Genomic DNA, 26,186 nt, shown 5'->3' on the forward strand with positions numbered 1-26,186 from the left:
CCGGCGTCAGCCGGCAACGCAATCGGCCAGCGTGGTCGCCATCCCGCGCAGGAGGGCCGCATAGGCGCCCGGTCCGGGCTCCAGCGTCGAGCCGACCGGGTCGAGCGTGCCGCCGATCCGGGCCCCGGTGCCATCGGCCATCTGGGTGACGAGGGCCGTGTCGTGCTGGGCCTCGGGGAAGATGCAGAGGACTTCACCCGATTCCATCGTGGCGCGCAGTTCGGCAAGGCGCTTGGCGCCGGGCGAGGAGGCGTCGCCGAGCGTGATGCTGCCGGCGAAGGTCAGCCCGTAATGGTCGCCGAAATAGCCATAGGCATCGTGGAAGGTGACGAGGGGCTTGCCCTGCACGGGTGCCAGAAGCGCGGTCAGTTCGGCATCCAGCGCGTCGATCCGTTCGCCTGCGGCTGCCGCGTTGGCGGCGTAGGTGGCGGCGTTGGCGGGATCGAGCCGCGAAAGCTCGTCGGCGATCAGGCCGAGCCAGATGCGCCCATTGCCAGGATCAAGCCAGGCATGGGGGTCGGTCCCGTCATGCGCGTGGTCGTGGTCGTGGCCCTTTTCGGCGTGGTCATGGCCTTCTTCGGCATGATCATGGTCGTGCCCGTGGTCATGGTCGTGGCCTTCGTCGCCATGCGCGTGATTATGGCCGCCTTCGGCATAGTCGCGGGTGATCGTGCCCTCGGCGGTAAGGAGAGCGAGGGCGCTGGAACCCTCGGGGCGGGTCTCGAGCGCGCCTTCCAGCCAAGGGGTCAGCTCAGGCCCGATCCAGACCACAAGGTCAGACCCTGCGACGACAGCGGCCTGGCTTGGACGAAGCTGGAAGTCGTGTTCATCCGCGCCGCGTTCCAGAAGGAGGACCGGCTGGCCCAGATCGCCCATCACTTCGGCCACCAGCGCCTGCACCGGCGGAATGTCTGTCACGACCTCGGGGACTTCGGCGAGGGCCGGGGTGGTGGTCAGGGCAAGAGTGATGATATAACGCATTGCTTGGACCTCTTCTGAGTTCGGAGAGGGATATGAATGTGATATCATAACAGGTCAAGACCGATCATGTCCGCCGTGCATTCCCCTGCCGACCCGGCCTTTGCCACGCATGACCATGCCCATTGCGCGTCTGACGCGCTGTCCCGTGCCGAAGCGGTGGTTGCTGCGGCGGGGGCTCGGCTGACGCCGGTGCGGCGCCGGGTGCTGGAGATTTTGCTGGAGGACCACCGGGCCCTTGGCGCCTATGACGTGCTTGGCCGGCTGGCGGCGGAAGGTTTTGGCAATCAGCCGCCGGTGGCCTATCGCGCGCTGGAATTCCTTGTAGAGCATGGGCTTGCGCATCGCATCCAGCGGCTGAACGCCTTTACCGCCTGCACCCATGCCGGAGAGGCCCATGCCCCGGCCTTCCTGATCTGCCGGGTCTGTTCGACTGTGGCCGAGGCAGATGCCGGTCCTGCAAGGCAGGCGCTGGAAGCGGGAGCCGAAAAGGTGGGCTTCATCGTCGAGCGGTCGACCATCGAGGCGGTCGGCCTCTGCCCGGCCTGCCAGGCGGCCGCAGCATGAGCCTGATTTCCGCCGAACATATCTGCGTCCGATTCGACGGCAACGAAGTGCTGCATGACGTGAGCATGAGCCTTTCGGCCGGTGAGATCGTGACGATCCTCGGGCCGAACGGGTCGGGGAAGTCAACACTGGTGCGAGCGCTTCTGGGCATCCTGCCGCTGGCCGAGGGGCGCATCCTGCGGCAGCCCGGCCTGCGGCTGGGCTATGTGCCGCAGCGGCTGCAGCTGGACCGGACCATGCCGATCACGGTGCGCCGGTTCCTGTCCTTGCCGGTGCGGGTGACGGACAAGGCCGCGACCGAGGTGCTGGAGCGTGTCGGCATGGCGGGGCATGGGCAGGACCAGATGATCGCGCTGTCGGGCGGGCAATTGCAGCGCGTCCTGCTGGCGCGGGCGCTTCTGGGCGAGCCGCAGGTCCTGATGCTGGACGAGCCGACGCAAGGGTTGGACCAGCCGGGCGAGGCCGCCTTCTACCGGCTGATCGAGGACGTCCGCCGCGACACCGGGGCGGCGATCCTGATGGTAAGCCATGACCTCCATGTGGTGATGGCGGCCAGCGACCGGGTGATCTGCCTGAACGGGCATATCTGCTGCGAGGGCACCCCGCGCGTGGTGTCGAACGCGCCGGAATACCGGGCGCTCTTCGGGCTGGGCACGCAAGGCGCGCTGGCGCTGTACCGGCACGAGCATGACCACGAGCATACGGGCGACGAGGGCCATCTGCATCATGGACATGACCACGGCCATGCGCATGGGCATCGTCACGAGCATGACCATGCTTGACGATTTCCTTGTGCGTGCGGGGCTTGCCGGGGTCGGCCTCAGCCTTGCGACCGGGCCGCTGGGGGCCTTCGTGGTCTGGCGGCGGATGGCCTATTTCGGGGATGCGACGGCCCATGCCGCGGTGCTTGGCGTGGCGCTGGCGCTGGCGACCGACTTGCCGATCGGTCTTGGCACTCTGGTCGTGGCGCTGGCGATGGCAGTCACGGTGGCCGGGCTTTCGGCGCGCGGCTGGGCGATGGACACGACGCTTGGGGTGCTCGCCCATTCGGCGCTGGCCTTCGGGCTGGTGGCGGTGAGCTTCTTTCCCACGGTCAGGACGGACCTGTCGGCGTATCTCTTCGGCGACATTCTGGCGGTCAGCCGGGCCGAGCTTGGGCTTGTCTGGCTGGGGTCGCTTCTGGTGCTCGGCCTCTTGGCCTGGCGCTGGCAGGCGCTTCTGACCACGACGCTGAGCGAGGACCTGGCCCATGCCGCCGGGCTGAACCCTGACCGCGAGCGGCTGGTGCTGGTCGTGGCGCTGGCGGTGGTGGTGGCGGTCGCGCTGAAGATCGTGGGCGCGCTTCTGATCGCGGCGATGCTGATCATCCCGGCCGCCGCTGCACGGAGCCTTGCGCGGACGCCAGAAGTGATGGCGGGCCTCGGGGTGGTCATCGGTGCCCTGTCGGCCCTGGGCGGACTGGCGCTGTCGCTTTGGCAGGACACGCCGACCGGGCCGTCGATCATCGTGGTGGCCGCCGCGATCTTTGCCGCAAGCATGCTGGCAAGGCGGGGATAGGGCGCAGCGGATTTTTCGCGCTTTGCCCGAACCTTGCCCCAATCTTGCGCGATATCCTGTTCTGAAGTTGCATGAAAGGAGTGGTTCGTGCTGCGTCTTTTCGGGTTCCTCGTGCTGGTGCTGATCGGCGCCGGAGGCATCTTGTTTCTTGATTTCAACAGGTTGGTTCAGGAAGCCAGTGCCGCCGAGGCCGAACCGCCAAGCTTCCGGGACTATCTTGAAACCGTGCCAGACAAGCTGGCAGACCTGACGGAATCGCTTCGGACGGAACCCCGTGCCGCGGGCGTCGGCAAGATGCTGCCGCCCGCACCCACAGGGTGGACGGCGCGACCTCTGGCCGAGGGCGATGTCGACGGCTTCCTGCCGCGGTCGGGCAGCGAGGGCGACGCAGCCGGGATCGAGCTTGTGAAGGCGGTCGCGGGCGGAAAATCCGAGGCCGGGGCCACGGTGGCCATCCAGACCTACGAACGCGGGGAACGGCGGGTCGTCATCCAGATTGTCCGACTGCCCGATAGCATCTTCACCGATCCGGCGGCGGCCGACCTTCGCCACGAGGCACAGGTCAAGGCGGCCGAGTTGCGCGGGCGCCCGTTCCTGAGCGTGCGGGGAATGGACGTGACCGAGGAGTTCCTGGGCGAAGGGTTGCGGGCCCGCTATTTCACTGCCAGCGTCGGCGCGCAGATCGGGATCCGTGTCCTGGCCTCGCGCCGGTTGACGGATGAAGACCTTGTGCCCTTCTTCGCGGCCCTGCCGGTGCAGGCGATGAACGCCGCCGTCGTTGACCGCCAGCCCGGGCTGGGCGAGATCGCGGTGATGGTGGTCGGCTCGGCGCTGAGCGATGACGACCGGGCCGCTTTCGAGGCCGACCGTGCCGCGCGGGGAGCCGACGCCATCGCCCGGGCAGACGAGGCGAGGGCAATCGCCAAGGCCGAGCTCGCGGCCGCGGCGGAGGTCGAAGCTGCGCCGGAAGGACAGGCGCGGCCCCTGACGACCGAATGCAAGACCGAAGCGGGCGGCATCAAGCGCTGCAGCATCGGCACCGGGGGTTGAGGCCCGCCCAGCGGGACCCATAAACAGGTCAAAAGGTCAGGCCGGAAAAGCGCGACGGGTTCTGCGGCACGCCCGGCAGGACGCAGAGCATCTCGTAAAGCAGGTTCGCCCCGATCAGCGCAGTGTTGCCACTGGGATCGAAGGGCGGCGAGACCTCGACCAGGTCGCCGCCGACGATGTTCAGGCCCGCGCAGCCCCGGACGATCTCGAGCGCCTGCCAGGTGGTGAGGCCGCCAGGTTCCACCGTACCGGTGCCGGGCGCGAAGGCCGAATCGAGGCTGTCGATGTCATAGCTGATGTAGACCGGGGCATCGCCGATCTTGTCGCGGACGATCTGCATCAGGCCGGTCAGCGACTTGTGCCAGCATTCCTCGGCCTGGACGACTGTCCAGCCCTGCCCGCGCGCCCAGTTGAAATCCTCGGGACTGTAGCCGGTGCCGCGGAGGCCGATCTGGAACACCTTGTCATTGGTGAGGCAGCCGTCCTCCCAAGCGCGGCGGAAGGGGCAGCCGTGGGCGACGGTTTCGCCGAACATCGTCTCGTTGATATCGGCATGGGCGTCGATGTGGATAAGGGCAACCGGCCCGTGGCGTTCCTTGATCGCCCGCAGGATCGGCCAGGTGAGCGTATGGTCGCCGCCGAGGGTGAGGGGAATGACCCCATGCGACAGGACCTGGCGGTAATGCGCGGTGATGATGTCGACGGTCTTTTTCAGATCGAAGGTGTTGATCGCCACATCGCCCAGGTCTGCCACCTGAAGGTGGTCGAAGGGCGCAGCGCCCGTCGCCATGTTGTAGGGGCGGAGCATGCGCGATTCGTCGCGGATCTGGCGCGGACCGAGCCGGGTTCCGGGGCGGTTCGAGGTGCCGTGGTCCATCGGGATGCCGATGAAGGCCACGTCCAGCCCTTCGGCACTGGTGGCAGCGGGCAAGCGCATCATCGTGGCCGGACCGCCGAAGCGGGGCATGTCGTTGCCGCCGAGGGGTTGGTTGAAGGTCATGTGGTGCCTCCCGTTTCTGCTGGCGGAAGCTTGCGCAGTTCGATGACCGCGGCAAGCCTTGATCGATCGCCTCCTCGTGCAACTTCGTCTCCTCGTCGGGACCCCGTCTCGCCGGCCGGGCCGGAATCTCTCAGCGACACGGCCCCATGTCGTTTTCTGACGCCAAAGGTCGGGTGGACTTGTCCGCATTTGCGCGCCTCTGGCAGATAGGGGCAAACCATTTCCCGGAGGCCCCGCGATGAAGACCCATGTGAAAGCCCTTGTCGTCGGTGGCGGCGCGGTTGGGACCGGGATCGCCTATCATCTGACGAAGGCCGGCTGGGACACTATGCTGGTCGAGCGGGACGAGTTGACCGCAGGGTCGACCTGGCACGCGGCGGGGCTGCTCCCCCTGTTCAACATGAGCTACGCGACGACCCATATCCACAAGTATTCGGTCGATTTCTACAAGGGGCTGGAGGCCGAGACGGGGCTGAACCCCGGCTTCTACGTCGTCGGCAACCTGCGGATGGCGCAGAAGCAGGACCGGATGGACGAATACATGCTGTATTCGTCGGTCGCCGAAACGGCCGGGGTCTACCATGAGTTCCTGACGCCGAAAGAGATCAAGGACCGCTGGCCGCTGGTGCGGACCGAGGACCTGATCGGCGCGCTTTACCACCCGCAGGACGGCTACATCAATCCGGCGGACGTGACGCAGGCGATGGCCAAGGGTGCCCGGCAGCTGGGCGCGACGATCGAGCGGAAGATCCAGGTCGACGGGTACCGCTGGACGGGGAGCGAATGGATCGTCTCTTGCACCCGGCTTGAGGACAAGGGCGGGATGCTGATCGCCACGGACGACAAGTTCGACATCACCGCCGAACACGTCGTCACCGCCACCGGCAACCACGCCCAGCGCACCGCGAAGCTTCTGGGCATCAAGACCCCCGCCGTCGTCGTCGAGCACCAATACATCGTGACCGAGCCCGACCCGGCCCTTGTCGAATGGCGCAAGACCAACCCGCAGCACCCTGTCCTCCGCGACGCCGACGCGAAGTGGTACGTCCGCGAGGAACGCGGCGGTTGGATCCTTGGCCCATATGAGAAGGGCGCCCCGGCCCGCTTCCAGTACGGCGTCCCCGACAGCTTCCGCGCCGACCTCTTCCCGCTCGACCTCGAACGGATCGAGCAGGAATACATGTCCTTCATCCACCGGATTCCGTCTTCGGAAACTGTGGGCCTGAAGGACGACTACAACGGCCCGATCTGCTATACGCCGGACGGGAACCCGCTGGTCGGTCCCGCGCCGGGGCTGCGGAACATGTGGCTGGCGGAAGGCTTTTCGTTCGGCATCACGGCAGCGGGCGGCACGGGTTACTACCTCGCCCAGATGATGACCGAAGGCGAGGCCGAGATCGACATGGCCTCCCTCGACCCCAAGCGCTTCGGTGGCTGGATGACGACGGAATACGCCTCCCGGAAGAACGAGGAATGCTATGACCACGTCTTCATCCTGCACCACCCGGATGAGGAACGCGAAGCCTGCCGCCCCCTGCGCACCGCGCCCGCCTTTGACCGGCAGAAGGAAATGGGGGCGCAGTTCGGGCAGGTGAACGGCTGGGAACGCCCGAACTACTATGGTCCGAAGGATGCGCCCGCCGACTTCGACCACAACGGCCGCAGCTTCCGCCGTGGCACCTGGTGGCCCTATGCCAAGGCCGAGGCCGAAGCGGTGCGCAACACCGTGGGCATCATCGACGCAAGCGCCTTCACCAAGCACCTGGTGCGCGGGCCGGGAGCCACGGCTTTCCTTGACCACTTTACCTGCAACAAGCTGCCTAACGTGGGGCGGATCAACCTGACCTACGCGCTCACCGACCACGGCACGACGCGGACCGAATACACCATCGTCCGGCTGAAGCAGGACGAATACTACCTGATCTCCGCCGGGGCCTGGACGGCCTATGACTATGATTTCCTGCAGAAATGCGCGGATGACTGGATGGCCGAAGGCAAGGGTTACATCGACATCCATGACGTCACCACCCAATGGGGCGTCTATGCGCTGGCCGGCCCGAACTCCCGCGCGCTGCTGAAAGACATCGTGAAGGACGCCGACCCGGACACGGTCTTTGGCAACAAGCGCTTCCCGTGGCTCAGCTACCGCGACATCGAACTGGGGATGTGCCCCGTCCGGGCCGTCCGTGTGGCCTATACCGGAGAACTTGGCTGGGAACTGCATTATCCCATCGAGTTCGGCCGCTACCTCTGGGACCTGATCTGGTCGGTGGGCGAGAAGCACGGGCTGAAAGGCGTCGGGGCGCGGGCCCAGAACTGGCTGCGGCAGGAAAAGAGCTACCGCGCTTTCGGCAGCGAGCTTGGCCGCGACGCGACGCCGCTGGAGGCAGCGTTGGATCGCTTCGTGGACCTCACGAAGGACTTCCGGGGCAAGGCGAAGATGCTGGAGACCGGCATCCGGGCAAAATGCGTCACGCTCCTGATCGACGGGCCGTCGGACACCGACCCCTGGGGGAAGGAGGCCATCCTCCATGACGGCATCAAGGTCGGGCGCCTGACCTCGGGCGGCTATTCGGTCGCCTTCGGCAAGCAGATCGGCATGGGTTATGTTCCCGCCGCGCTGGCCGAGCCGGGCCAGAAGCTGAAGGTGAAAATCCAGCTGAAGGAATGGGACGCCGTGGTGACCGAAGACAGCCCCTTCGACCCCACGAACGCCCGCATTCGCGTGGACGGCTGATCAGTCAGGACGGTCACCGGGTCGGCGTTCTTCCGCGAAACCGGGCCGGGTCTGCACGGCCCGCTTGACCCGGTGCCGAGCCATTGCCATCTGTCACCGATGGATGGGACGAAATGACACGGCGCGAGCGTAGGTTTCGACGACAGTTTGACGCTTTGGAGCGGATGGTCCCGGGCTCGAAAGGTGTGTTCGCTCGGCTGCAGAGCAACCGCTGGCTGCCGGTGCGATTGCCCCTGGCCTTGCTTTTGATCGCGGGTGGGGTGTTCTCGTTCCTGCCGGTCCTGGGCGCCTGGATGCTGCCGCTCGGTCTGCTTCTTCTGGCGGTTGACCTTCCGTTCCTGCGCGGGCCAATCTCGGCCTTTGTCATCCGCGTCCGTGTCGCCATCCGCCGGCTGGTCCGTCGGTGGCGCAAGTCGCGCAAGCAGGAATAGGCCAGACCCGTCGTGATCCTGTAGCATCGTTGCGCGATCCTCTCGGCTGAGAGGGGATGGGCATGACACGGCGCGAGCGCAGGTTTCACCGTCAGTTCCTGGCGCTTGAGCGTCTTGTCCCGCCGCTGCGGGGGCCGATCTCGCATCTGCGGCGGGGGAGCTGGTTTCCGGTCCGCTTTCCGCTGGCGCTGCTGCTTACGGCGGGCGGTTTGCTGTGGTTCCTGCCCCTGTTCGGCCTTTGGATGCTGCCTGCGGGGCTACTCTTGCTGGCAATCGACCTGCCGCATCTGCGGGGTCCGATCTCGGGTGCGATGATCCGCAGCCGCCGCACCGGGCAACGCTGGCTGCGGCGCTGGCGCGAATGGCGCGGGCGCTAGAGCGACCGTGCGTTCAACCAGTCGGCCCAGGCGGCCTTGGACCCGCCGAAGACGTTGATGTCGACCTTGCCGTCGATCCCGGGGATCAGCCCCGTCGAAGTGTATTGCCAGAACCGCCACGGCTTGCCGTCATAGACGCTGTGCGGGTGGTCGGCGACCGCGCGCAGCCAGAACTCGACCCCCTGAAGCCGCCAAAGCTCGGTATCCTCAAAGAAGTCTACGGTCGTGTAGATGATGGGCGCTTGGCCGTAGTGGCGGCCGACGATGTCCATGAAGATGCGCGCCTCATCCCGGATGGTCGCACCGTCGCGGCGGATGGTGCAGGTGGGGCTGAAGGGAGTCCATTCCATGTCGAGTACCGGGGGGAGTTCGCCCCGGACCTTCGGCACATGGCGGATGAACCAGCGTGCCTGTTCTGCCGCCGGGCGGCAGTGGTAGAAGAAGTGGTACGCACCGCGTTTCACGCCCGCAGCACCGGCCCCGCGCCAGTGATCCTTGAACATCGGGTCAACCATGTCGCCGCCTTCGGTGGCCTTGATGAAGGCGAAGTTCACGCCGTTGGCGCGGGCGGTCGGCCAGTCGACCGCGGTCTGGAAGCGGGAGAGGTCGATCCCGTGCACCGGGTAGCGGTCGGGCGAGTGACCGGGCCAGTCGGTCGGGTCAGCATCGGTGAAGTTCGAGGTGGTGACGGTGACGGTATCGGCAGGGCCGGGGGAGGCCGCGTCACGCGGGGCACCGCCGCAGGCGGTGAGAGCCATGACAAGCGCGAGAGGCAAAAGCCGGATCATGGGCGCGATGCTGCCGCGAGTCCGGGTGCCTGTCACGCGCGAAGTGCAGGCTTGAGCGGAGACCCGACTATCCGGCGCGGGCGGCGAGTTCGTCCCAGCAGGCGAGCGCGTGGCCGGCATACATCAGCCCCGGTCCGCCGCCCATCTGGACCGCCATGGCCAGCACGTCCCCCAGTTCCTCGCGACTGGCGCCGGCCTTCATCAGCGCCTCGACATGAAAGTTGATGCAAGGCTCACAGCGGAGGACTACAGACATGCCGAGGGCGATGAATTCCTTTTCCTTCAGGCCAAGGGGCCCGTGGTCCTTGACGCCCTTGGACAGCGCACCGAAGCCTTTGGCGGTTTCGGGGACCAGGGCGTTCAGGCCGCGCAACTCGCGGCGCATTTCGGCGATCTTGTCGGTGTAGGGCGTGTCGGACATCGGGTTCTCCCATCGCTGCCCCCCTGATGCCACCCGCCCCCTTGCCGGGCCTTGACCCAGGTCAACCGAAGCGTGCGGGCGACAGCGCGGCCACCAGACCGGCATTGAGTTCGGGCGTCCGTTCGCCGATCAGGTCTGCAGCAAGCCGGCTGGCCGCCGGGCAGGTCTGAAAGCCATAGCCGCCCTGCCCCGCCAGCCAGAAAAAGGAAGGCTCGCGCAAGTCGCGCCCGATGACGAGCACGCGGTCGGGCGAGAAGGTGCGCAGGCCCGCCCAGCTTGAGATAAGGCGGGTCACGGGTTCGGTGACCATCTCTTCATAGCGCGCGAGGCCCTCGGCCAGAACCATGTCATCGGCCCAGGCGTCATGCGGCTCCATCAGGTCTTCTTCGGCGGGGCTAACGATCAGTGCGCCGGCGTCGGGTTTGGCGTACCAGTCCTCGCCCGGGCCGAACATCATCGGCCAGCGGCCGACGTCATGCCCGCCCGGTGCGGGGATCCGTGCCATCGAGCGGCGGTAGGGCGTGAAGCCGAGGGGCCGGACGCCTGCCATGGCGGCCACCTGGTCGACCCAGGGGCCGGCGGCGTTCACGATCTGGCGGGCGGTGAATTCCCCGGCGGAGGATGACACCTGCCAGCCCGCGCCGTCCTTGCGGATGGCGGTGACCTTTGCCTTCGTCACGATCTGCGCGCCACGGCCCCGCGCTTCACGCGCGAAACCCTGGATCAGGAGGTCGGTATCCACATCTTCCGCATGCGAGGCATAGCCCGCCATCGCAATTGTCTCTGGGTTCAGGATCGGCACGATGGTGCGGGCCTCGTCGACGCTGATCTGGTCGAATTCCATCGCGTGAAGGTCATGCTCGAAGGCTTCGCCCGCGTCGGCCTTGGCCACCAGCATCAGCCCGCGCGGGGACAGGACACCGGGCACCGACCGGAAGTAGTCGCCCGAGGCCATCGACAGCCCGACAACCGCCGGCGCGCCATAGCGCGGTTCATAAAGCGCGGCAGAGCGGCTTGAGGCGTGGTGGGCCAGCGTATCTTCGGCCTCGAGGAGGACGACCGAGCCCAGTTCGGAGAGCCGCGCTGCGGCAGATATTCCGGCGATCCCGCCGCCGACGATCAGGAAATCATGCATCATGGGGCGATTAGTGCCATGCGGTTCGCGGAGGGGAAAGGGGGGCCTTGGGCGGGGCGGAAACGGGCACGCCGCAAGGTGCGGGGGCGACAGCGCGGACAACGCCGTGCATCTTCAGGAAACCGCTAGTCCTGCCTGAACTCCAGTCGGCCAGCAGGGGTCTCTGCCACCAGAAGCCGCCGGTCGGCCAATTGCACAACGTCGCCCACGGCGCGGGGGGTCGAGACAAAATCCTCAAGGTCCTTCCGGAGGTCGCGCTTGGCCGCGCCCTGCACTTCGCTCGACTGGCAGAAGTAGGGCCGGATCGTCGCCTGCACGTCCAATGTCTGCTGGAGATCGCACAGGCCGATATCGTGCCGCTCTGGCCGGTCGCCGGAGATCGACCTTCGGATAGAGGCGGCGACCGCATCGACGCCTGCCTCGGTCACATAGATGATCGCATGGGCGGCAAGCATGGAATGCACGCGCAGGTGCTTGTCCGAGAGGTGCCCGGTGATCTCGGGCGTGCCGTTCAGAGCGCGCGACCAGCCATAGGGTGAGTGGCCGAGGTAGAGGAGGTCCACGCCGGCGGGGATTTCGACTTGCGACGTGTAGAAGGGGGTGGGGATGGCGTCATCCTCCAGCACCATGAAGGGGGTGCCGCCCGCGCGCATCGTCTCGATGGCCTTCAGGTGGCTTTGGCTGCAGCCGAGGTGGCGCGGCTTGTCGGCGATTCCGTCGATGAAGCTGAAGTCGAGGCCAAGCGCGGTCAGGGCGTTCCGGGCGCGGTGCCGGCGGCGGTTCTGGAAGGCGAGGTTGATGACCCCTGTCCGGAGCGTTCTGAGATCGACCAGGGTGGCGTCGGTCATGCATCATCCTCTTTGCCGGGCCCGGTTGGGCAAACGCGGCGACCGGGGGTCCGATCGCCGCGTCATCTTTCTTGCCGGTTTCAGCCGGGGCGATGGATCGCCACGGACGGGCAGGCTTACTTCGGAATGTCGCCGACAATGCCTTCGACGTAGAAGTTCATGCCCAGAAGATCGCCATCGGGCGCCACTGCGCCGTCGGCGAGCCAGGGGCTGCCGTCCTGCTTGTTGATCGGGCCGGTGAACGGGTGGTAGGTGCCCGCCGCGATCGCGTCACGCATCGCTTCGGCCTCGGCCTTCACCTCGGCGGGAACCGCCTCGGTGATTTCGCCGATTTCGACCTCACCGCCGGCGATGCCTTCCCAGGCGTCGGCCTGGGCGTAGGAGCCGTCCATCAGCGCCTGAACGCGCTTCACGTAGTAGGGCGCCCAGTTGTCGATGATCGACGAGACGCGGGGCGAGGGTTTGTAGGCCGCCATGTCGGATGCCTGGCCGAAACCGATCACCGCGCCGTTGGTCTTGGCAGCCTCGGCGAGAGGAGCGGTCGAGTCGGTATGCGAGGCGATCACGTCGACGCCCTGGTCGATCAGCGCCTTGGCGGCATCAGCCTCTTTCGCCGGGTCGAACCAGGTGAAGGCCCAGACGACGCTGAGTTCGACGTCCGGGTTCGCCTTCTTGGCGTGCAGGTAGTAGCTGTTGATCCCCATCACCACCTCAGGGATCGGGAAGGACGCGATGTAGCCGATCTTGTTCGACTTCGTCATCTTGCCCGCGATATGGCCCTGCACTGCGCGGCCTTCATAGAAGCGGGCGTTGTAGGTCGAGACGTTCGGATGCTCGCGCTTGTAGCCGGTGGCGTGTTCGAACTTCACGTCGGGGAACTTGGCGGCGACGGCGTTGGTCGCATCCATGTAGCCGAAGGAGGTGGTGAAGATGATGTTGCAGCCGCCCAGTGCCATCTGGGTCAGCACGCGTTCGGCGTCAGCACCCTCCGGCACGTTTTCCTGATACTGAATCTCGACCTTGTCGCCGAACTGTTCCTGCACGGCCAGCGCGCCCTGGTGGTGCTGGTAGGTCCAACCGCCGTCGCCGATCGGGCCGACGTAGACGAAGCAGGCCTTCACCTTGTCCATGCCCTGCGCGAAGGCGCCGCCGCTGGCGAGCATCAGCCCCATCGCGGCGGTTGCCAGCAGATTTCTGCGTTTCATTTCACTTCTCCCCGTGGTGGCAGGGCGCGTTCCGCCCTGCGGTTTTGCGCCCCTAGCGTGAGGCATGAAAGTTCTGACCCAGCGAAGCCGGGGCCCCATTGGCCCTGCCCGACTTGCCCGCCGAGATGATGACCAGCACGATGATCGTTATCAGATAGGGTGCCATGGACAAGTACTCGACCGGAATGGCCGAGCCGGCCACCTGCAGGTTCAGCTGCAGGACGGTGATGCCGCCGAAAAGGTAGGCACCGATCAGGACGCGCCAGGGCTTCCAGCTGGCGAAGACCACGATGGCAAGGGCGATCCACCCGGCCCCGGCGGTGATCCCATCCACCCATTGCGGCACCCGGACAAGGCTGAGGTAAGCCCCGCCCATTCCGGCCATAGCGCCGCCGAAGGCAATGCACAGGAGGCGGATTCGGTTGACCTTGTAGCCAAGGGCGTGGGCCGCATCGTGGCTTTCGCCGACGGCCCGGATGATGAGGCCGATGCGGGTGGATTTCAGCACCCACCAGATGACCGCGACCATCACAAGGCTGAAGTAGACCACCCAGTCATGCCCGAAGAGGATCGGCCCTACCACAGGCAGGTCGGCCAGCGCATCGGGCAGAAGCTGCCCGGTCGCGGGTGGCTTGACCCCGTTATAGCCCTGCCCGCCGAGGCTGGAGAGGCCAAGGCCGAAGAGCGTGAGCGCAAGGCCGGTGGCGACCTGGTTCGCAAGGAACACCTGAGTCAGCAGAGCGAAGACCAGGCTGAGAAGCGCCCCCGCCACGATGCCTCCCATAAAGCCGAGGACAGGGCTTCCGGTCGCGACCGCGACGACGAAGCCACCCAGCGCGCCCACGACCATCATCCCCTCGACGCCCAGGTTCAGGACCCCCGCACGTTCGACCACAGTCTCGCCCAGTGCCGCAAGAAGGATCGGCACGGCCGAGGCCATGAGCGTGGCGATCAAGATGACCGGGTTGATGCCGCCAAGATCCATGTCAGTGCGCCCCCACAGCCAGCCGGAAACGGTAGTTCGTCAGCACGTCCACCGCGAGGAGGAAGAAAAGGAGCATCCCCTGGAAGACCTGGATCGCCGCATCGGGGAGGCCAAGCTGGGTCGAGGCCATCTCGCCCCCCACATAGGTCAGCGCCATGATGAAGCCCGCAAGCACGATGCCCAGGGGGTTCAGCCGGCCGAGGAAGGCGACGATGATCGCGGTGAAGCCGTAGCCGGTGTTAAAGTCGATGGTGATCTGGCCTGCGGGGCCTGTGACCTCGAAGAGGCCGGCCATCCCGGCCAGCGCCCCGGAGAGGCCCATGCACAGGACCACCAGACGCGCGGGCGACACGCCGTGGAACCGGGCGGCGCGGGGGGCCTGACCGGCCAGCTTGATCTGGAAGCCTGCCTGGTGGCGGGTAAGCAGGATGTAGGCGAGGATGGCGGTCACGAAAGCCGCGACGCCGCCCCAATGCAGGCCGAGGGGTTCGTAGAGGAACGCGTTCTGCGCGGCAGGGTAGCTGGAGAAGTTGCGGCTGCCGGGGAAACCCATGCCTTCGGGGTTCTTGAGGAACCCGGTCGCGGCCTTGGCGAGGATCGTCTCGGCTACATAGACGAGCATCAGCGAGACGAGGATCTCGTTGGTGTTGAAGCGGGTCTTCAGGATCGCCGGGATCATCGCCCAGGCCCAGCCGCCGAATGCCCCGGCGATGACCATGGCGGGGAAGATCCAGCGGCTTTCGGTCGGAAAGACCGCTAGGCCCACGGCCGCGCCGATCACCGCGCCCATGATGTACTGGCCTTCGGCGCCGATGTTCCAGATCCCCGCGCGGAAGCCGAGGGCAAGGCCGATGGCGATAAGGATCAGCGGCCCCGCCTTCACCAGAAGCTGGCCGCGCAGGTAGAAGGCGAACTCGCCGAAGAGGGGGTCCCAGAAGATGGTGCGGATCACCTCGACCGGGTTCTTGCCCATCGCGGCAAAAAGGATGCCGCCAGCGATCATGGTCAGGATCACGGCAACCGGCGGCGTGGCGTAGAGCCAGAAGCGGCTTGGGGTGGGGCGTTTCTCAAGCCTCAGCATGGGACATCCCCGTTGCATGATCCTTCTGCGAAGGATCTGATTTTTCGCAGAAAAATCGTGCGCGATCAGCCTGCATGATGCGCGACCTCCATGCCATGGGCGCCGCCCATCATCAGCCCGATCTCGTCCATCGTCAGCCCCTCGGTCGGGCGGGGCCTGGTCAGGCGCCCCTCGTTCAGCACGGCAAAGCTGTCGGCCACTTCCAGAAGTTCGTCGAGGTCCTGGCTGATCACCACCACCGCCGCACCTTCGCCCGCGCGGTCGAGGATCTGCTGCCGGATCGCTGCCGCCGCCGCCGCATCGACGCCCCAGGTCGGCTGGTTGATGACGATGACCGATGCCCCCTGCATCAGTTCTCGGCCCATCAGGAACTTCTGCAGGTTGCCGCCCGAAAGCGCGCGGGCCGCCACGTCGGGGCCGGGGGTGCGGACGTCATAGGCCTTGATGATCTCTTCGGCGAAGCGCTTGGTGCCCGCCCAGTCGACGAACCCGTTCTTCGTCAGGCCCTTGCGGACGCCCGCCGTGAGGAATGCGTTCTCGACAAGGCTCATGTCCGGGGCAGCGGCATGGCCGTAGCGATCCTCGGGTGCCGCCACCAGCCCCGCCTTGCGCCGGTCCACGGGACCAAGATCGCCCACCGGCTGGCCGGCAATCCGCACCTTGTCCGCATGGGCCCGCAACTCTCCTGACAGTGCAAGCAGAAGTTCGTCCTGTCCATTCCCTGCGACCCCGGCGATCCCCAGCACTTCGCCCCTTGCCACGGTGAAGCTGACGTTCTTCAGCGCGGTTCCGAAGGGAATTGGCGAGGCGACCGACAGGTCACTGACTCCAAGGGCGACCTCGCCCTTCTGGCCCTGCCGCCGCTCGGGCGTCTTGAGGCTGGCGCCGACCATCAGTTCCGCCATCTCGCGCGCGGTGCGGTCACGGGGGGTGCAGGTCGCGACGACTTTGCCGCGCCGCAGGATCGTCGCCTCGTCGCAGAGCGCCCGGATCTCTTCCAGCTTGTGGCTGATGTAGAGGATCGCGGTGCCCTCGGCCGAAAGCTGCCGCAGCGTCTTGAACAGGATTTCGACCTCTTGCGGGGTCAGAACCGAGGTCGGCTCGTCCATGATGAGAAGCTTCGGGTCCTGCAGGAGGCAGCGGATGATCTCGACCCTTTGCCGTTCCCCTGCGGAAAGATCGCCGACCATTCGGGAGGGGTCGAGCGGCAGGCCGTATTCCTCGCTGACCGCCCGGATGCGGGCTGCAAGTTCGCGCATCGGGGGCGGGTTTTCCATGCCGAGGGCCACGTTCTCGGCCACGTTCAGTGCCTCGAAAAGGCTGAAGTGCTGGAAGACCATGGCGACGCCCGACCGCCGCGCCTCGGCCGGTTTCGCCGGCTGGTAGGGGGTGCCGCGAAACGTCATAGTGCCGCTGTCGGGACGGACGAGGCCGTAGATCATCTTGACCATGGTCGACTTGCCGGCACCGTTTTCCCCCAGAAGGGCGTGAATCTCGCCCGCCGAGATCGCGAAGCTGACGTCGGAATTCGCCACCACGCCGGGATAGGCCTTGGTGATCCCCTCGACGCGTAGCAGTTCCGGCCGCGTGGTGGTCATGCCCGTTTCTCCCGTGCCGCCGCCTTTGGCGCCTTCAACAGTTCTGCCGCCACTCCAACCGCGATGGCCTGCGGGTGCTTGCCCAGGGCCGGGTCGCCTATCGGGCAGCGGATGCGTCCGACCGATGCCGGGTCATGGCCCAAGGCCTTCAGCCGCGACCGGAAGCGCGCCCACTTGGTCGCCGAGCCGATCAACCCGCAGGACCGGAAGCCATGGGTGAGAAGCCGATGGCACAGCGCGAGGTCCAGGGCGTGGCTGAAGGTGAGGATCAGATGCTCCGCCTCAAGCGGGGCGTGGTCGGCAAGAAGGGCCGGGTCCGCGGCTGGCACCGCTGTTACGCCTTGCGGAACCTCGGCGGGGAAGCGGTCAGGCGCCACGTCGACCCAGGTCAGCGCGATGCCGGGCAGGGGGGCAAGGACCGAGACCAGCGCCCGCCCGACATGCCCCGCGCCCCAGATCCAGACCTGCCGCGTCGGTTCCGCGACGGGTTCCACCAGCCAGCCCTGCACGAGGGCGGTTGCGGGCCGCTGCCCCTGCCCGCGAGCTGCCGCGAGGATGCGCTTGACGGCGAGCGGCACCTCGCCCGGACCCCGCGCGACCATGCCGTCGCTCGCTTCCGGGAGGACGTCATGCACTTCGGTCCAGAGCGTCACCGCTCCGCCGCAGCACTGGCCGAGCGAGGGGCCAAGGGCGATGCGGTCGACCGACCTGCCACCTGAAGCAAGCAGCGCCCGCGCCTTCGCCGCTGCCTCGAACTCCAGGGCACCGCCGCCGATGGTGCCGGATTGGCCTTCGGCCCAGACGAGCATCGAGGCCCCGATCTCACGCGGGGAGGACCCTTCGACCCCGGCGATCACGACGCGGGCGACCCGGCCATGGGTCGCAAGGGCAAGCGAAAGCGCCTGAAGGTCAAGCATCGCCAAACCCCCGGTTATTCGCCGACAAATCGTGCCCGGCTTCAACGCGGCGCACGGCGGCCAGCACCCGCTCGGCCGTCGCGGGCGCATCGAGTGCGGGGTAGACCGACCCATCCCCACAGGCCGCGATGGCATTCGACAACGCCATGAAAGCGGAGATTCCCAGCATGAAGGGGGGTTCTCCCACCGCCTTCGACTTGCCAACCGCATCCTCGCGGTTGGGCTTCCCCCACAGCGCCACGTTGAAGACCGGCGGGCGATCCGAACAGGCCGGAATCTTGTAGGTCGAGGGCGCGTGGGTCGCGAGGCGCCCCTTGCCGTCCCAGACCAGTTCCTCGGTCGTGAGCCAGCCTGCACCCTGGACATAGGCGCCCTCGACCTGGCCGATGTCGATGGCCGGGTTCAGGCTGGTTCCCGTGTCGTGCAGGATGTCTGCGCGAAGGATGCGGTTCTCGCCGGTCAGCCGGTCGATCACCACCTCGGTCACCGCAGCGCCATAGGCGAAGTAGTAGAACGGCCGCCCGGTGCCGCGCACCCGGTCCCAGACGATCTTCGGCGTCGCGTAGAAGCCGGTCGAGGAGAGCGAGACCCGCGCCTGGTAGGCCCAGGCGACGACCTTGTCCCAAGGGTAGACCTCGCCCGCCACGCGCACCGTGCCATCGGCGAATTTCACCGCCGACGGTTTCACCTGGTGCTTTTCGGCAATGAAGTCGGCCAGGCGTGCCTTGATCGTTTCGGCCGCCGCCTTCGCCGCCATGCCGTTCAGGTCCGACCCGGAGGAGGCTGCCGTGGCGCTGGTGTTCGGGACTTTCGCCGTGTCCGTGGCAGTGATCTTGACCATCCCGGCATCAAGCCCGAAGACCGAGGCCGTCACCTGCGCGACCTTCTGGAAGAGGCCCTGCCCCATCTCGGTCCCGCCGTGGTTCAGCGCGATGGAACCGTCCTGGTAGACGTGCACCAGAGCACCCGCCTGGTTCAGCCAGGTGAGGGTGAAGCTGATCCCGAACTTCACCGGCGTCAGGGCAATCCCGCGCTTGAGGATCGGACTTTTCGCGTTCCAGTCGGCAATCTCTGCCTTACGGGCTGCGAAGTCGCTGGACCGCTCCAGCTCGGCCACTAGGTCCTGCCCGATGAAATCCTCGACCGGCATGTGGTAAGGTGTCGACTGCGCAGGCCTGGACCCGGCCGGGGCGTAGAAGTTGACCTTGCGCACCTCAAGCGGATCGCGACCAAGCGCAAAGGCCACATGGTCCATCACCCGCTCGACCCCGACCATGCCCTGCGGTCCGCCGAAGCCCCGGAAGGCAGTGGCGCTTTGGGTGTTTGTCTTGAGCCGGTGGCTTTCGATGCGGATGTTCGGCAGGTGATAGCAGTTGTCGGCATGGAGCATCGCTCGGTCGGCGACGGGCAGCGAGAGGTCCTGGCTCCAGCCGCAGCGGAAGAGATGGGTGAACTCAAGCCCCAGGATGCGACCCTCGGCATCCACCCCGGCGCGGTAGCGGATGCGCAGGTCATGCCGCTTGCCGGTGATCATCATGTCATCGTCGCGGTCATAGCGCATGCGGGCCGGCCGGCCCAGCCGCCGGGCCGCTATGGCGCAGGCGATGGCGAGCGCGTTCCCCTGGCTTTCCTTGCCGCCGAAGCCGCCGCCCATCCGGCGCACCTCGACGCGGACGGCACTCATGGCCGTGTGAAGCGCGTGGGCGACCTTGTGCTGGACTTCGGTCGGGTGCTGGGTCGAGGAATGGACGATCATGTCGCCGCCTTCCTGCGGGATCGCCGCCGCGACCTGCCCTTCAAGGTAGAAGTGCTCCTGCCCGCCAACCTCGAACGTCCCCTCGACCACCTGTGGCGCCTTGGCGATGGCCCCGGAGGCATCGCCCTTCTGCCAGACGACCGGACCCTGTTCGAACCGGCTGTTCGCGGCGAGCGCATCGTCGACGGTCAGGAGCGCAGGAAGCTCACGGTAGGTCACTTTGCCCAAGCGCGAGGCCTTGCGGGCGGCGAGGTGGCTTTCGGCGATGACGAGGAAGACGGGCTGGCCGACATAGTGAACCTTGCCCACCGCGAGGAGGGGTTCGTCATGCGCGGACGGGCTGCAATCGGGCATGTCGGGCAGGTCTTCGGCCGACAGGACCGCGACTACGCCGGGGGCGGCACGGACGGCGGAAAGGTCGAGCGCCGTGATCTCGCCATGCGCGACGGAGGACAGGCCGAAGGCAAGGTGCAGGGCATCCGCCGGCAGGGGCAGATCGTCAATGTAGCGGGCCTGGCCGGTCACATGCAGCGGGGCCGCGTCATGCGGCAGGGGCTTGCCGATGCTCATGGCTGAACCTCGAGGACCGAGACGGCAGTGCTCTGCAGGTCGTGGAAGTAGCGGCGGAGGAGGTTTTGCGCGACCTGCATCCGGTATCCGGCCGAGGCGCGCATGTCGCTGAGGGGGGTGAAATCCCCGGCCATGGCCTCTGCCGCCGCCTCGACTGTTGCCAGGGTCCAGTCTTGCCCGACCAGCGCCGCCTCGGCCTTGGTGGCCCGTTTCGGCACCCCGGCCATGCCGCCGAAGGCGATGCGGGCTGCTGTCACGCGGCCATCCTCGACCGTCACGTTGAAACAGCCGCAGACCGCCGAGATATCCTGGTCGAAGCGCTTGGAGATCTTGTAGCAGCGCAAGGCGGGGGCGGTATCGGGGAAGGAGATGCCTGCGACGAACTCGCCCGGACGGCGGTCCTGCTTGCGGTAGTCGAGGAAGAAGTCTTCCAACGGCAGCGACCGCATCTCATCGCCGCGCCGGAGGTGCAGGGTCGCGCCAAGCGCTATCAGCGCGGGCGGGCCGTCGCCGATGGGCGAGCCGTTGGCGATGTTGCCACCGATGGTCGCGGCGTTGCGCACCTGTTCCGAGGCGTAGCGGCGCAGAAGCTCGGCGAACGAGGGCAGGCGGTCGGTCATCGCCGCGCGCAGGGCGGCGATGGTGACGCAGGCGCCGACATGCAGCTGGCCGCCGCGCGCCTCGATCCTTTTCAGGTCCGAAACGCCATTCAGGAAGGCGACAGGCTTGAGGTCGCGCAGCTGCTTTGTCACCCAGAGGCCCACGTCGGTTGCCCCGGCGATCAGGGTGGCGTCGGGGTTGGCGAGATACCAGTCCGCCAGTTCATCGCTGTCGCGCGGGCTGAAGACGCTGGGAGCCGGGGGCGCTTCGCCCCCCGGACCCCCAGAGGATATTTGTGCAGAAAGGAAGTCCCTGTCCGTAGTCATCCAGTCCGGAACGGGCGCGCTTTCCGCCGCCTTGGCTGCCCGCACGATGGGGGCATATCCGGTGCAGCGGCAGAGATTGCCCGCAAGCTGGTCGTCATGGTCGGTTGCACCATTCAGATGCGCCACGGCCATCGAAACGACGAAACCCGGCGTGCAGAAACCGCATTGCGAGCCATGATGGGCGACCATCGCCTCCTGCACCGGGTGCAGGCTGCCATCGGGACCGGAGATCCCCTCGACCGTCCGGACCGCCTTGCCGTGGAGCTGGGGCAGGAAAAGGATGCAGGCGTTCAGCGCTCGGCTGCCGCTTTCATCAGTGACCATGACGGTGCAGGCGCCGCAGTCACCCTCGTTGCATCCTTCCTTGGTGCCCGAAAGCCCGCGCGTTTCGCGCAGCCAGTCGAGAAGGGTCCGTGTCGGGCTTTCCCCCGCGACACGGACCGGCGTTCCGTTCAAGAGAAACGCAACCTCGGCCATTCCAAAACCCGCCGCCTTCTCCCCGTTCGAGGCACCTTACGTGGCCGCCCGATGCGGCGTAAAGCGGGCCACGCGCCCCTGGGCTTCTTGCCCTTCTTTTCTGCAAACCATGAAGCGCCGGGCTTTGCCACATGGCAAGACCTACCTTCTTCAAAAAGCAGGAAGCAGTTTCGTGTTTTGCCGAAAAACAGGGCGATTGATCGGCAGGGGAACCGGCCGCCCGAAGCCGCTGGAATCCGGCGCGCGGCGCCACTAGTCTGGGTGCCATGCCCGGCGCCGATCCCCGATTCATCCACCTGCGCACCCATACCGAACACTCGCTTCTGGAAGGCGCGGTGCCGGTGAAGAAGCTGGTCGAGCTGTGCAAGTCCTCCGGCATGCCGGCAGTGGCGGTGACCGATACCAACAACATGTTCGCGGCGCTGGAGTTCTCGGTCCTGGCCAAGGACGCCGGGGTGCAGCCGATCATCGGGTGTCAGATCGCGCTGGCGCATGATCCGGCACAACCTGGCGAGCGCCCCCGGGTTCCCGCGCCGATCGTGCTGCTGGCGCAGAACGAGGCTGGCTACCGCAACCTGATGGAGCTGAACACGCGGCTTTACATCGATGGGGCGATGACCGGGACCGCCAACCTGCCGCAGGTGACGCTGGACGAACTTGCACGCCATGCCGATGGGCTGATCTGCCTGACCGGCGGCCCCGAAGGCCCGCTGGGCCGGTTCCATGCCGCGGGCCAGCACGCGAAGGCCTGCGCGATCCTTGAGCGGCTGGCGGCGATCTATCCCCAGCGGCTATATGTCGAGTTGCAGCGCCATCCCGGTCCGGGCGGGCAGCTTTCGGAAACCGAGGCGCTGGCCGAGCGTGGCGCGGTGAAGCTGGCTTATGACATGGCCCTGCCGCTGGTCGCGACGAATGACGTCTACTTTCCCAAGGCCGAGATGTACGAGGCCCATGACGCCCTAATCTGCATCGCCGAGGGCGCCTATGTCGACCAGAGCCAGCCCCGCCGCCGCCTGACGCCGCAGCACTATTTCAAGTCCGAAGCCGAGATGGCGGCCCTTTTTGCCGACCTGCCAGAGGCTTTGGAGAATACTGTGGAAATCGCCCGGCGCTGCGCTTTTGCCGCGACGAAGCGCAAGCCGATCCTGCCGCGGTTTGCCGATGACGAGGTGCAGGAGCTGCGCAGGCAGGCGAACGAAGGCCTGCAGGCGCGGCTGAAGGTCATCCCGCATTCCGCGACGCCAGAGGAATACCAGGCGCGGCTGGATTTCGAGCTGGACGTGATCGAGAAGATGGGGTTCCCCGGCTATTTCCTGATTGTGGCCGATTTCATCAAATGGGCGAAGGAACATGGTATCCCCGTTGGGCCGGGGCGCGGGTCGGGGGCTGGGTCACTTGTCGCCTATGCGCTGACGATCACTGATCTTGACCCCCTGCGCTATGCGCTCCTCTTCGAACGGTTCCTGAACCCCGAACGGGTCTCGATGCCGGACTTCGACATCGACTTCTGCATGGACCGCCGGGAAGAGGTGATTTCCTACGTGCAGGACCGCTATGGCCGGGATCGGGTGGCGCAGATCATCACCTTCGGCGCGCTGCTTTCGAAGGCCGCCGTGCGCGACGTCGGTCGCGTGTTGCAGCTGTCTTACGGCCAGGTAGACAAGCTGTCGAAGATGATCCCGGTCGAGGGGGTGAAACCGGTCAGCATCACCAAGGCACTGGCAGACGAGCCACGCCTGCGCGAGGCCGCGAAGGAAGAGGTCGTGGGCCGCCTTCTTGACTATGCCAAAGAGATCGAGGGGCTTTATCGCAACGCGTCCACCCACGCGGCCGGGGTGGTGATCGGCGACCGCCCCCTCGACCAGCTGGTCCCTCTCTACCGCGACCCGCGGTCGGACATGCCAGCCACGCAGTTCAACATGAAGTGGGTTGAAGCCGCGGGGCTGGTGAAATTCGACTTCCTGGGCCTGAAGACCCTGACCGTGATCCAGAACGCGATGGACCTTCTGAAGTTGCGGGGCATAGCCTTCGACATCAACCTGATCCCCCTTGACGACAAGCCGTCCTACGACCTTTACGCCAGCGCCAAGACGGTCGCGGTCTTCCAGGTCGAAAGTTCGGGGATGATGGACGCGCTTCGCCGGATGAAGCCGACCTGCATCGAGGATATCGTGGCACTTGTGGCGCTCTACCGCCCCGGCCCGATGGAGAACATCCCGGCTTATTGCGAGGTGAAGAACGGCCTGCGTGAGCGGGAGTCGATCCATCCGACGATCGACCACATCCTGGCCGAGACTCAAGGCATCATTGTCTATCAGGAACAGGTGATGCAGATCGCCCAGGTCATGGCGGGCTACAGCCTTGGCGGGGCCGACCTTCTGCGCCGCGCGATGGGGAAGAAGAACCCCGAAGAGATGGCCCGCGAACGCCCGAAGTTCATCGAAGGCGCCAAGGCGACCCACGGCATTCCAGCGGCCAAGGCAGGCGAGGTTTTCGACCTGCTGGAAAAGTTCGCCAACTACGGCTTCAACAAGTCGCACGCGGCGGCCTATGCGGTGGTCAGCTACCAGACGGCCTACCTGAAGGCCAACTACCCGGCCGAGTTCATGGCCGCGGTGATGAACTGCGATATCCACCTGACCGACAAGCTGGCGGTCTACAAGCGCGAGGTGGACAAGCTGGACCTGCAGACGATCGCCCCTTGCGTCAACGCCTCGCTTGCGACGTTCACGGTGCGCGACGGGGCCATCGTCTATGGTCTGGGGGCGCTGAAGAACGTCGGCGTCGATGCGATGCAGATGATCGTTCAGGCCCGGCAGAAGGACGGGGCTGACAGACCCTTCGCCTCGCTTTTCGACTTCGCGCGCCGTGTGGACCTGAAGCGGATCGGCAAGCGCCCGCTGGAGATGCTGGCCCGTGCCGGGGCCTTCGATGCGCTTGAGCCCAACCGCGCCCGGGTGTTCGAGGCGCTGGATCCACTGGTCGCATGGTCCGCCGCGCTGCATGAGGCTGCCGCCTCGGCCCAGAATTCGCTATTCGGGGCAAGTGGAGCCGACATCCCGGAACCGCGCCTGCCGTTCCGCGACGACTGGCTTCCCGTGGAACGCCTTGCCCAGGAACACCAGGCAGTGGGCTTCTACCTGTCGGGCCATCCGCTGGACGACTACATGGCCGCACTGCGCCGCAAGGACGTGGAGACGCTGGCGCAGGTGACCGCCCGGGCGGAACGCGGACCGTGCATCGCCAGGCTGGCAGGCTCGGTCTCGGCCCGGCAGGAGCGGAAGTCGGCGCGGGGGAACCGCTTTGCCTTCGTCCAGCTGTCGGACCCGACCGGGCTTTACGAGGTCACCTGCTTTTCCGAGGTTCTCGAAACCTCGCGCGAGCATCTGGAGCCGGGACGCAACGTTGTTCTGACGGTCAAGGCGGAACTGGAAGGCGAGAGCCTGAAGCTGCTGGCCCAGGCCGTCACGCCGATCGACACGGTTGCCTCGCAGGCCGGGGCCCGGCCGATCCGCGTGCATCTGTCGGGGACCGAGGCGGTGCCGTCGCTGGCTTCGCTTCTGGCAAAGGTCGAAGGCCGGACCCGCGCGCAGGTCACACTGTGCGTGACTTCCCCCGATGGCCGCGAGATCGACATCGACCTGCCAGAGCAATACCCGGTGACCCCGCAGATCAAGGGCGCGATCAAGGCCATGCGCGGCGTTGTAGCGGTCGAAGAGATGTAACCGGCAGGCGCCTAGCGGATCGTGTCGCCGCGTTGCAGGGTCGGGAACAGCTCCACTTTCTCGCCCGGGGTGGCTTTGCCGGCGATGATCTCGGCCGCCTTACGGCCGATCTCCAGCCGGCAGGCGTCCATTGTGGCAAGCTTGCGAGGCAGGCCATCCAGAAGCTCCACCCCGTTGAACCCGGCCAGGCCGATGCGGCCGGGGACATCAAGGCCCTGGTCGAGACAGTAGAGAAGGCCCCCGGCCCCGATCATGTCGTTGGAATAGTAGAGGAAATCGACATCCGGTGTGCGGTTCAGGACTGCCGCCGTCATTTCCCGCCCCTTCAGGAGGGCCGAGCCACCGGAGTAGTACTCGCGGTCGACCAGCGACAGCCCGGCCGTGGCCAGCGCCTGTTCAAACCCCTGCAGCCGCTTTTTCGCGCGAAAGTCATTTGGCATCTGAGTGCCAAGGAAGGCGATACGGCGGTAGCCTGCCGCGATGATCTCCTCGGCCATCTGCCGACCGGCGCGCTGGTGCGAGATGCCGACGGCGTGGTCTACCGGATCACCATCGATGTCCATGATCTCGACGATCGGGATGCCGGCGCGGGCCAGCATGGCGCGGGAGGCTTCGGTGTGTTCCAGCCCCGCGATGATCATGCCCGAGGGACGCCAGGACAGCATCTCGTAGATCACCGCCTCTTCGCGGTCTGGCAGGTAGTTCGTCACCCCGACCACGGGTTGCAGTCCGGTGCCGTCAAGCACGGCGGAAATCCCGGTCATCACCTCGGGGAAAACCATGTTCGACAGGGACGGGATCACCACGCCCACAAGGTTAACCCGCTGCGAGGCCAGAGCGCCCGCGATCTTGTTCGGCACGTAGCCCAGCGCCCGTGCCGCCTCCAGCACCTTTTCCCGCGTTGCCGCCGACACGTCACCCCGGTTCCGCAAGACCCGGCTGACCGTCATCTCGGACACGCCCGATGCATCAGAAACGTCCCGGAGGGTAAGGGCATGGCGCGGGTCGGCGGGGGGAGGCATCAGGCTGAACGTCCGGCAATGGCACTACGATAACT

The 26,186-nt window shown here is 66.5% G+C and carries 22 protein-coding genes; 8 read left to right on the top strand and 14 right to left on the bottom strand.

All coding sequences use genetic code 11. The features are described from left to right. Positions 1 to 6: 6 nt before the first annotated feature. Entirely contained in the window at positions 7 to 981 is a 975-nt protein-coding gene (locus tag AC2D9V_RS04720; RefSeq protein ID WP_484712871.1) for a zinc ABC transporter substrate-binding protein, read from the bottom strand. A 66-nt stretch (positions 982 to 1,047) separates the two neighbouring features. On the opposite strand from AC2D9V_RS04720, the gene AC2D9V_RS04725 reads away from it, so the two are divergent. From AC2D9V_RS04725 to AC2D9V_RS04740, 4 genes are all read left to right on the top strand, one after another. Further along, positions 1,048 to 1,545 (top strand): Fur family transcriptional regulator, encoded by a 498-nt coding sequence (locus tag AC2D9V_RS04725; protein ID WP_484712872.1) that lies wholly within the window; start codon positions 1,048 to 1,050, stop codon positions 1,543 to 1,545. Next, entirely contained in the window at positions 1,542 to 2,327 is a 786-nt protein-coding gene (locus AC2D9V_RS04730; protein ID WP_484712873.1) for an ATP-binding cassette domain-containing protein, read from the top strand. The genes AC2D9V_RS04725 and AC2D9V_RS04730 overlap by 4 nt, the downstream gene beginning before the upstream one ends. Beyond that, entirely contained in the window at positions 2,320 to 3,102 is a 783-nt protein-coding gene (locus tag AC2D9V_RS04735) for a metal ABC transporter permease (protein WP_484713410.1), read from the top strand. Before AC2D9V_RS04730 ends, AC2D9V_RS04735 begins: the two co-directional genes overlap by 8 nt. An 87-nt stretch (positions 3,103 to 3,189) precedes the next feature. Next, positions 3,190 to 4,152 carry a hypothetical protein gene (locus AC2D9V_RS04740; RefSeq protein WP_484712874.1) on the top strand — a complete coding sequence of 321 codons (963 nt, stop codon included), beginning with the start codon at positions 3,190 to 3,192 and terminating at the stop codon, positions 4,150 to 4,152. Between the two features lie 28 nt (positions 4,153 to 4,180). Here AC2D9V_RS04740 and speB read toward each other — a convergent pair whose 3' ends face one another. Continuing rightward, positions 4,181 to 5,152, bottom strand: coding sequence for an agmatinase (gene speB / locus AC2D9V_RS04745; protein WP_484712875.1), 972 nt, complete (start codon positions 5,150 to 5,152; stop codon positions 4,181 to 4,183). A 238-nt stretch (positions 5,153 to 5,390) separates the two neighbouring features. On the opposite strand from speB, the gene AC2D9V_RS04750 reads away from it, so the two are divergent. The 3 genes from AC2D9V_RS04750 (at position 5,391) to AC2D9V_RS04760 (ending at position 8,697) form a co-directional block, all read left to right on the top strand. Further along, on the top strand, positions 5,391 to 7,889 hold the full coding sequence (locus tag AC2D9V_RS04750) for a GcvT family protein (protein WP_484712876.1): 2,499 nt from the start codon (positions 5,391 to 5,393) through the stop codon (positions 7,887 to 7,889). A gap of 239 nt (positions 7,890 to 8,128) precedes the next feature. Then, entirely contained in the window at positions 8,129 to 8,320 is a 192-nt protein-coding gene (locus AC2D9V_RS04755; RefSeq protein ID WP_484712877.1) for a hypothetical protein, read from the top strand. A 62-nt stretch (positions 8,321 to 8,382) separates the two neighbouring features. Then, complete coding sequence (locus AC2D9V_RS04760) at positions 8,383 to 8,697, top strand: hypothetical protein (protein WP_484712878.1); 315 nt, start codon at positions 8,383 to 8,385, stop codon at positions 8,695 to 8,697. Here the strand turns inward: AC2D9V_RS04760 and AC2D9V_RS04765 are convergent. From AC2D9V_RS04765 to xdhA, 11 genes are all read right to left on the bottom strand, one after another. Beyond that, positions 8,694 to 9,485, bottom strand: a complete 792-nt coding sequence (locus tag AC2D9V_RS04765) for a glycoside hydrolase family 25 protein (RefSeq protein ID WP_484712879.1) — start codon at positions 9,483 to 9,485, stop codon at positions 8,694 to 8,696. The two genes, AC2D9V_RS04760 and AC2D9V_RS04765, sit on opposite strands and share 4 nt — an antisense overlap. 67 nt (positions 9,486 to 9,552) lie before the next feature. Continuing rightward, positions 9,553 to 9,906 (bottom strand): carboxymuconolactone decarboxylase family protein, encoded by a 354-nt coding sequence (locus tag AC2D9V_RS04770; protein ID WP_484712880.1) that lies wholly within the window; start codon positions 9,904 to 9,906, stop codon positions 9,553 to 9,555. Between the two features lie 61 nt (positions 9,907 to 9,967). After that, positions 9,968 to 11,044: an NAD(P)/FAD-dependent oxidoreductase gene (locus tag AC2D9V_RS04775; RefSeq protein WP_484712881.1), complete on the bottom strand. Its 1,077-nt coding sequence runs from the start codon at positions 11,042 to 11,044 to the stop codon at positions 9,968 to 9,970. Between the two features lie 122 nt (positions 11,045 to 11,166). Beyond that, positions 11,167 to 11,889, bottom strand: coding sequence for a hypothetical protein (locus AC2D9V_RS04780; RefSeq protein ID WP_484712882.1), 723 nt, complete (start codon positions 11,887 to 11,889; stop codon positions 11,167 to 11,169). Positions 11,890 to 12,005: 116 nt separating this feature from the next. Continuing rightward, positions 12,006 to 13,094, bottom strand: coding sequence for a BMP family ABC transporter substrate-binding protein (locus tag AC2D9V_RS04785; protein ID WP_484712883.1), 1,089 nt, complete (start codon positions 13,092 to 13,094; stop codon positions 12,006 to 12,008). A gap of 52 nt (positions 13,095 to 13,146) precedes the next feature. Then, a complete protein-coding gene (locus tag AC2D9V_RS04790; RefSeq protein WP_484712884.1) occupies positions 13,147 to 14,079 on the bottom strand; it encodes an ABC transporter permease in 933 nt (310 codons plus the stop codon). Position 14,080: 1 nt separating this feature from the next. Then, a complete protein-coding gene (locus AC2D9V_RS04795) occupies positions 14,081 to 15,160 on the bottom strand; it encodes an ABC transporter permease (protein WP_484712885.1) in 1,080 nt (359 codons plus the stop codon). A 65-nt stretch (positions 15,161 to 15,225) separates the two neighbouring features. After that, on the bottom strand, positions 15,226 to 16,758 hold the full coding sequence (locus AC2D9V_RS04800) for an ABC transporter ATP-binding protein (protein WP_484712886.1): 1,533 nt from the start codon (positions 16,756 to 16,758) through the stop codon (positions 15,226 to 15,228). Then, on the bottom strand, positions 16,755 to 17,675 hold the full coding sequence (xdhC, locus tag AC2D9V_RS04805; RefSeq protein ID WP_484712887.1) for a xanthine dehydrogenase accessory protein XdhC: 921 nt from the start codon (positions 17,673 to 17,675) through the stop codon (positions 16,755 to 16,757). The genes AC2D9V_RS04800 and xdhC overlap by 4 nt, the downstream gene beginning before the upstream one ends. Then, on the bottom strand, positions 17,668 to 20,001 hold the full coding sequence (gene xdhB / locus AC2D9V_RS04810) for a xanthine dehydrogenase molybdopterin binding subunit (protein ID WP_484712888.1): 2,334 nt from the start codon (positions 19,999 to 20,001) through the stop codon (positions 17,668 to 17,670). The genes xdhC and xdhB overlap by 8 nt, the downstream gene beginning before the upstream one ends. Then, a complete protein-coding gene (gene xdhA, locus AC2D9V_RS04815) occupies positions 19,998 to 21,404 on the bottom strand; it encodes a xanthine dehydrogenase small subunit (protein WP_484712889.1) in 1,407 nt (468 codons plus the stop codon). Before xdhA ends, xdhB begins: the two co-directional genes overlap by 4 nt. A gap of 266 nt (positions 21,405 to 21,670) precedes the next feature. Between xdhA and dnaE the strand changes: the two genes are divergently transcribed. Next, a complete protein-coding gene (gene dnaE / locus AC2D9V_RS04820; RefSeq protein ID WP_484712890.1) occupies positions 21,671 to 25,129 on the top strand; it encodes a DNA polymerase III subunit alpha in 3,459 nt (1,152 codons plus the stop codon). An 11-nt stretch (positions 25,130 to 25,140) separates the two neighbouring features. Here the strand turns inward: dnaE and AC2D9V_RS04825 are convergent, their stop codons facing one another. Then, a complete protein-coding gene (locus AC2D9V_RS04825; RefSeq protein ID WP_484712891.1) occupies positions 25,141 to 26,151 on the bottom strand; it encodes a LacI family DNA-binding transcriptional regulator in 1,011 nt (336 codons plus the stop codon). Positions 26,152 to 26,186: the final 35 nt, after the last annotated feature.

The organism is Tabrizicola sp. T46 (assembly GCF_057219895.1).

Bases quoted from the DNA above. Each gene is read 5' to 3' on its own strand.
- AC2D9V_RS04770 (WP_484712880.1), bottom strand. From the start codon at position 9,906: ATGTCCGACACGCCCTACACCGACAAGATCGCCGAAATGCGCCGCGAG.
- AC2D9V_RS04750 (WP_484712876.1), top strand. From the start codon at position 5,391: ATGAAGACCCATGTGAAAGCCCTTGTCGTCGGTGGCGGCGCGGTTGGG.
- AC2D9V_RS04765 (WP_484712879.1), bottom strand. From the start codon at position 9,485: ATGATCCGGCTTTTGCCTCTCGCGCTTGTCATGGCTCTCACCGCCTGC.
- AC2D9V_RS04795 (WP_484712885.1), bottom strand. From the start codon at position 15,160: ATGCTGAGGCTTGAGAAACGCCCCACCCCAAGCCGCTTCTGGCTCTAC.
- AC2D9V_RS04790 (WP_484712884.1), bottom strand. From the start codon at position 14,079: ATGGATCTTGGCGGCATCAACCCGGTCATCTTGATCGCCACGCTCATG.
- AC2D9V_RS04800 (WP_484712886.1), bottom strand. From the start codon at position 16,758: ATGACCACCACGCGGCCGGAACTGCTACGCGTCGAGGGGATCACCAAG.
- AC2D9V_RS04720 (WP_484712871.1), bottom strand. From the start codon at position 981: ATGCGTTATATCATCACTCTTGCCCTGACCACCACCCCGGCCCTCGCC.
- AC2D9V_RS04730 (WP_484712873.1), top strand. From the start codon at position 1,542: ATGAGCCTGATTTCCGCCGAACATATCTGCGTCCGATTCGACGGCAAC.
- AC2D9V_RS04780 (WP_484712882.1), bottom strand. From the start codon at position 11,889: ATGACCGACGCCACCCTGGTCGATCTCAGAACGCTCCGGACAGGGGTC.
- dnaE (WP_484712890.1), top strand. From the start codon at position 21,671: ATGCCCGGCGCCGATCCCCGATTCATCCACCTGCGCACCCATACCGAA.
- xdhB (WP_484712888.1), bottom strand. From the start codon at position 20,001: ATGAGCATCGGCAAGCCCCTGCCGCATGACGCGGCCCCGCTGCATGTG.
- AC2D9V_RS04735 (WP_484713410.1), top strand. From the start codon at position 2,320: ATGCTTGACGATTTCCTTGTGCGTGCGGGGCTTGCCGGGGTCGGCCTC.
- xdhA (WP_484712889.1), bottom strand. From the start codon at position 21,404: ATGGCCGAGGTTGCGTTTCTCTTGAACGGAACGCCGGTCCGTGTCGCG.
- AC2D9V_RS04785 (WP_484712883.1), bottom strand. From the start codon at position 13,094: ATGAAACGCAGAAATCTGCTGGCAACCGCCGCGATGGGGCTGATGCTC.
- AC2D9V_RS04775 (WP_484712881.1), bottom strand. From the start codon at position 11,044: ATGATGCATGATTTCCTGATCGTCGGCGGCGGGATCGCCGGAATATCT.
- AC2D9V_RS04825 (WP_484712891.1), bottom strand. From the start codon at position 26,151: ATGCCTCCCCCCGCCGACCCGCGCCATGCCCTTACCCTCCGGGACGTT.
- xdhC (WP_484712887.1), bottom strand. From the start codon at position 17,675: ATGCTTGACCTTCAGGCGCTTTCGCTTGCCCTTGCGACCCATGGCCGG.
- AC2D9V_RS04725 (WP_484712872.1), top strand. From the start codon at position 1,048: ATGTCCGCCGTGCATTCCCCTGCCGACCCGGCCTTTGCCACGCATGAC.
- AC2D9V_RS04760 (WP_484712878.1), top strand. From the start codon at position 8,383: ATGACACGGCGCGAGCGCAGGTTTCACCGTCAGTTCCTGGCGCTTGAG.
- speB (WP_484712875.1), bottom strand. From the start codon at position 5,152: ATGACCTTCAACCAACCCCTCGGCGGCAACGACATGCCCCGCTTCGGC.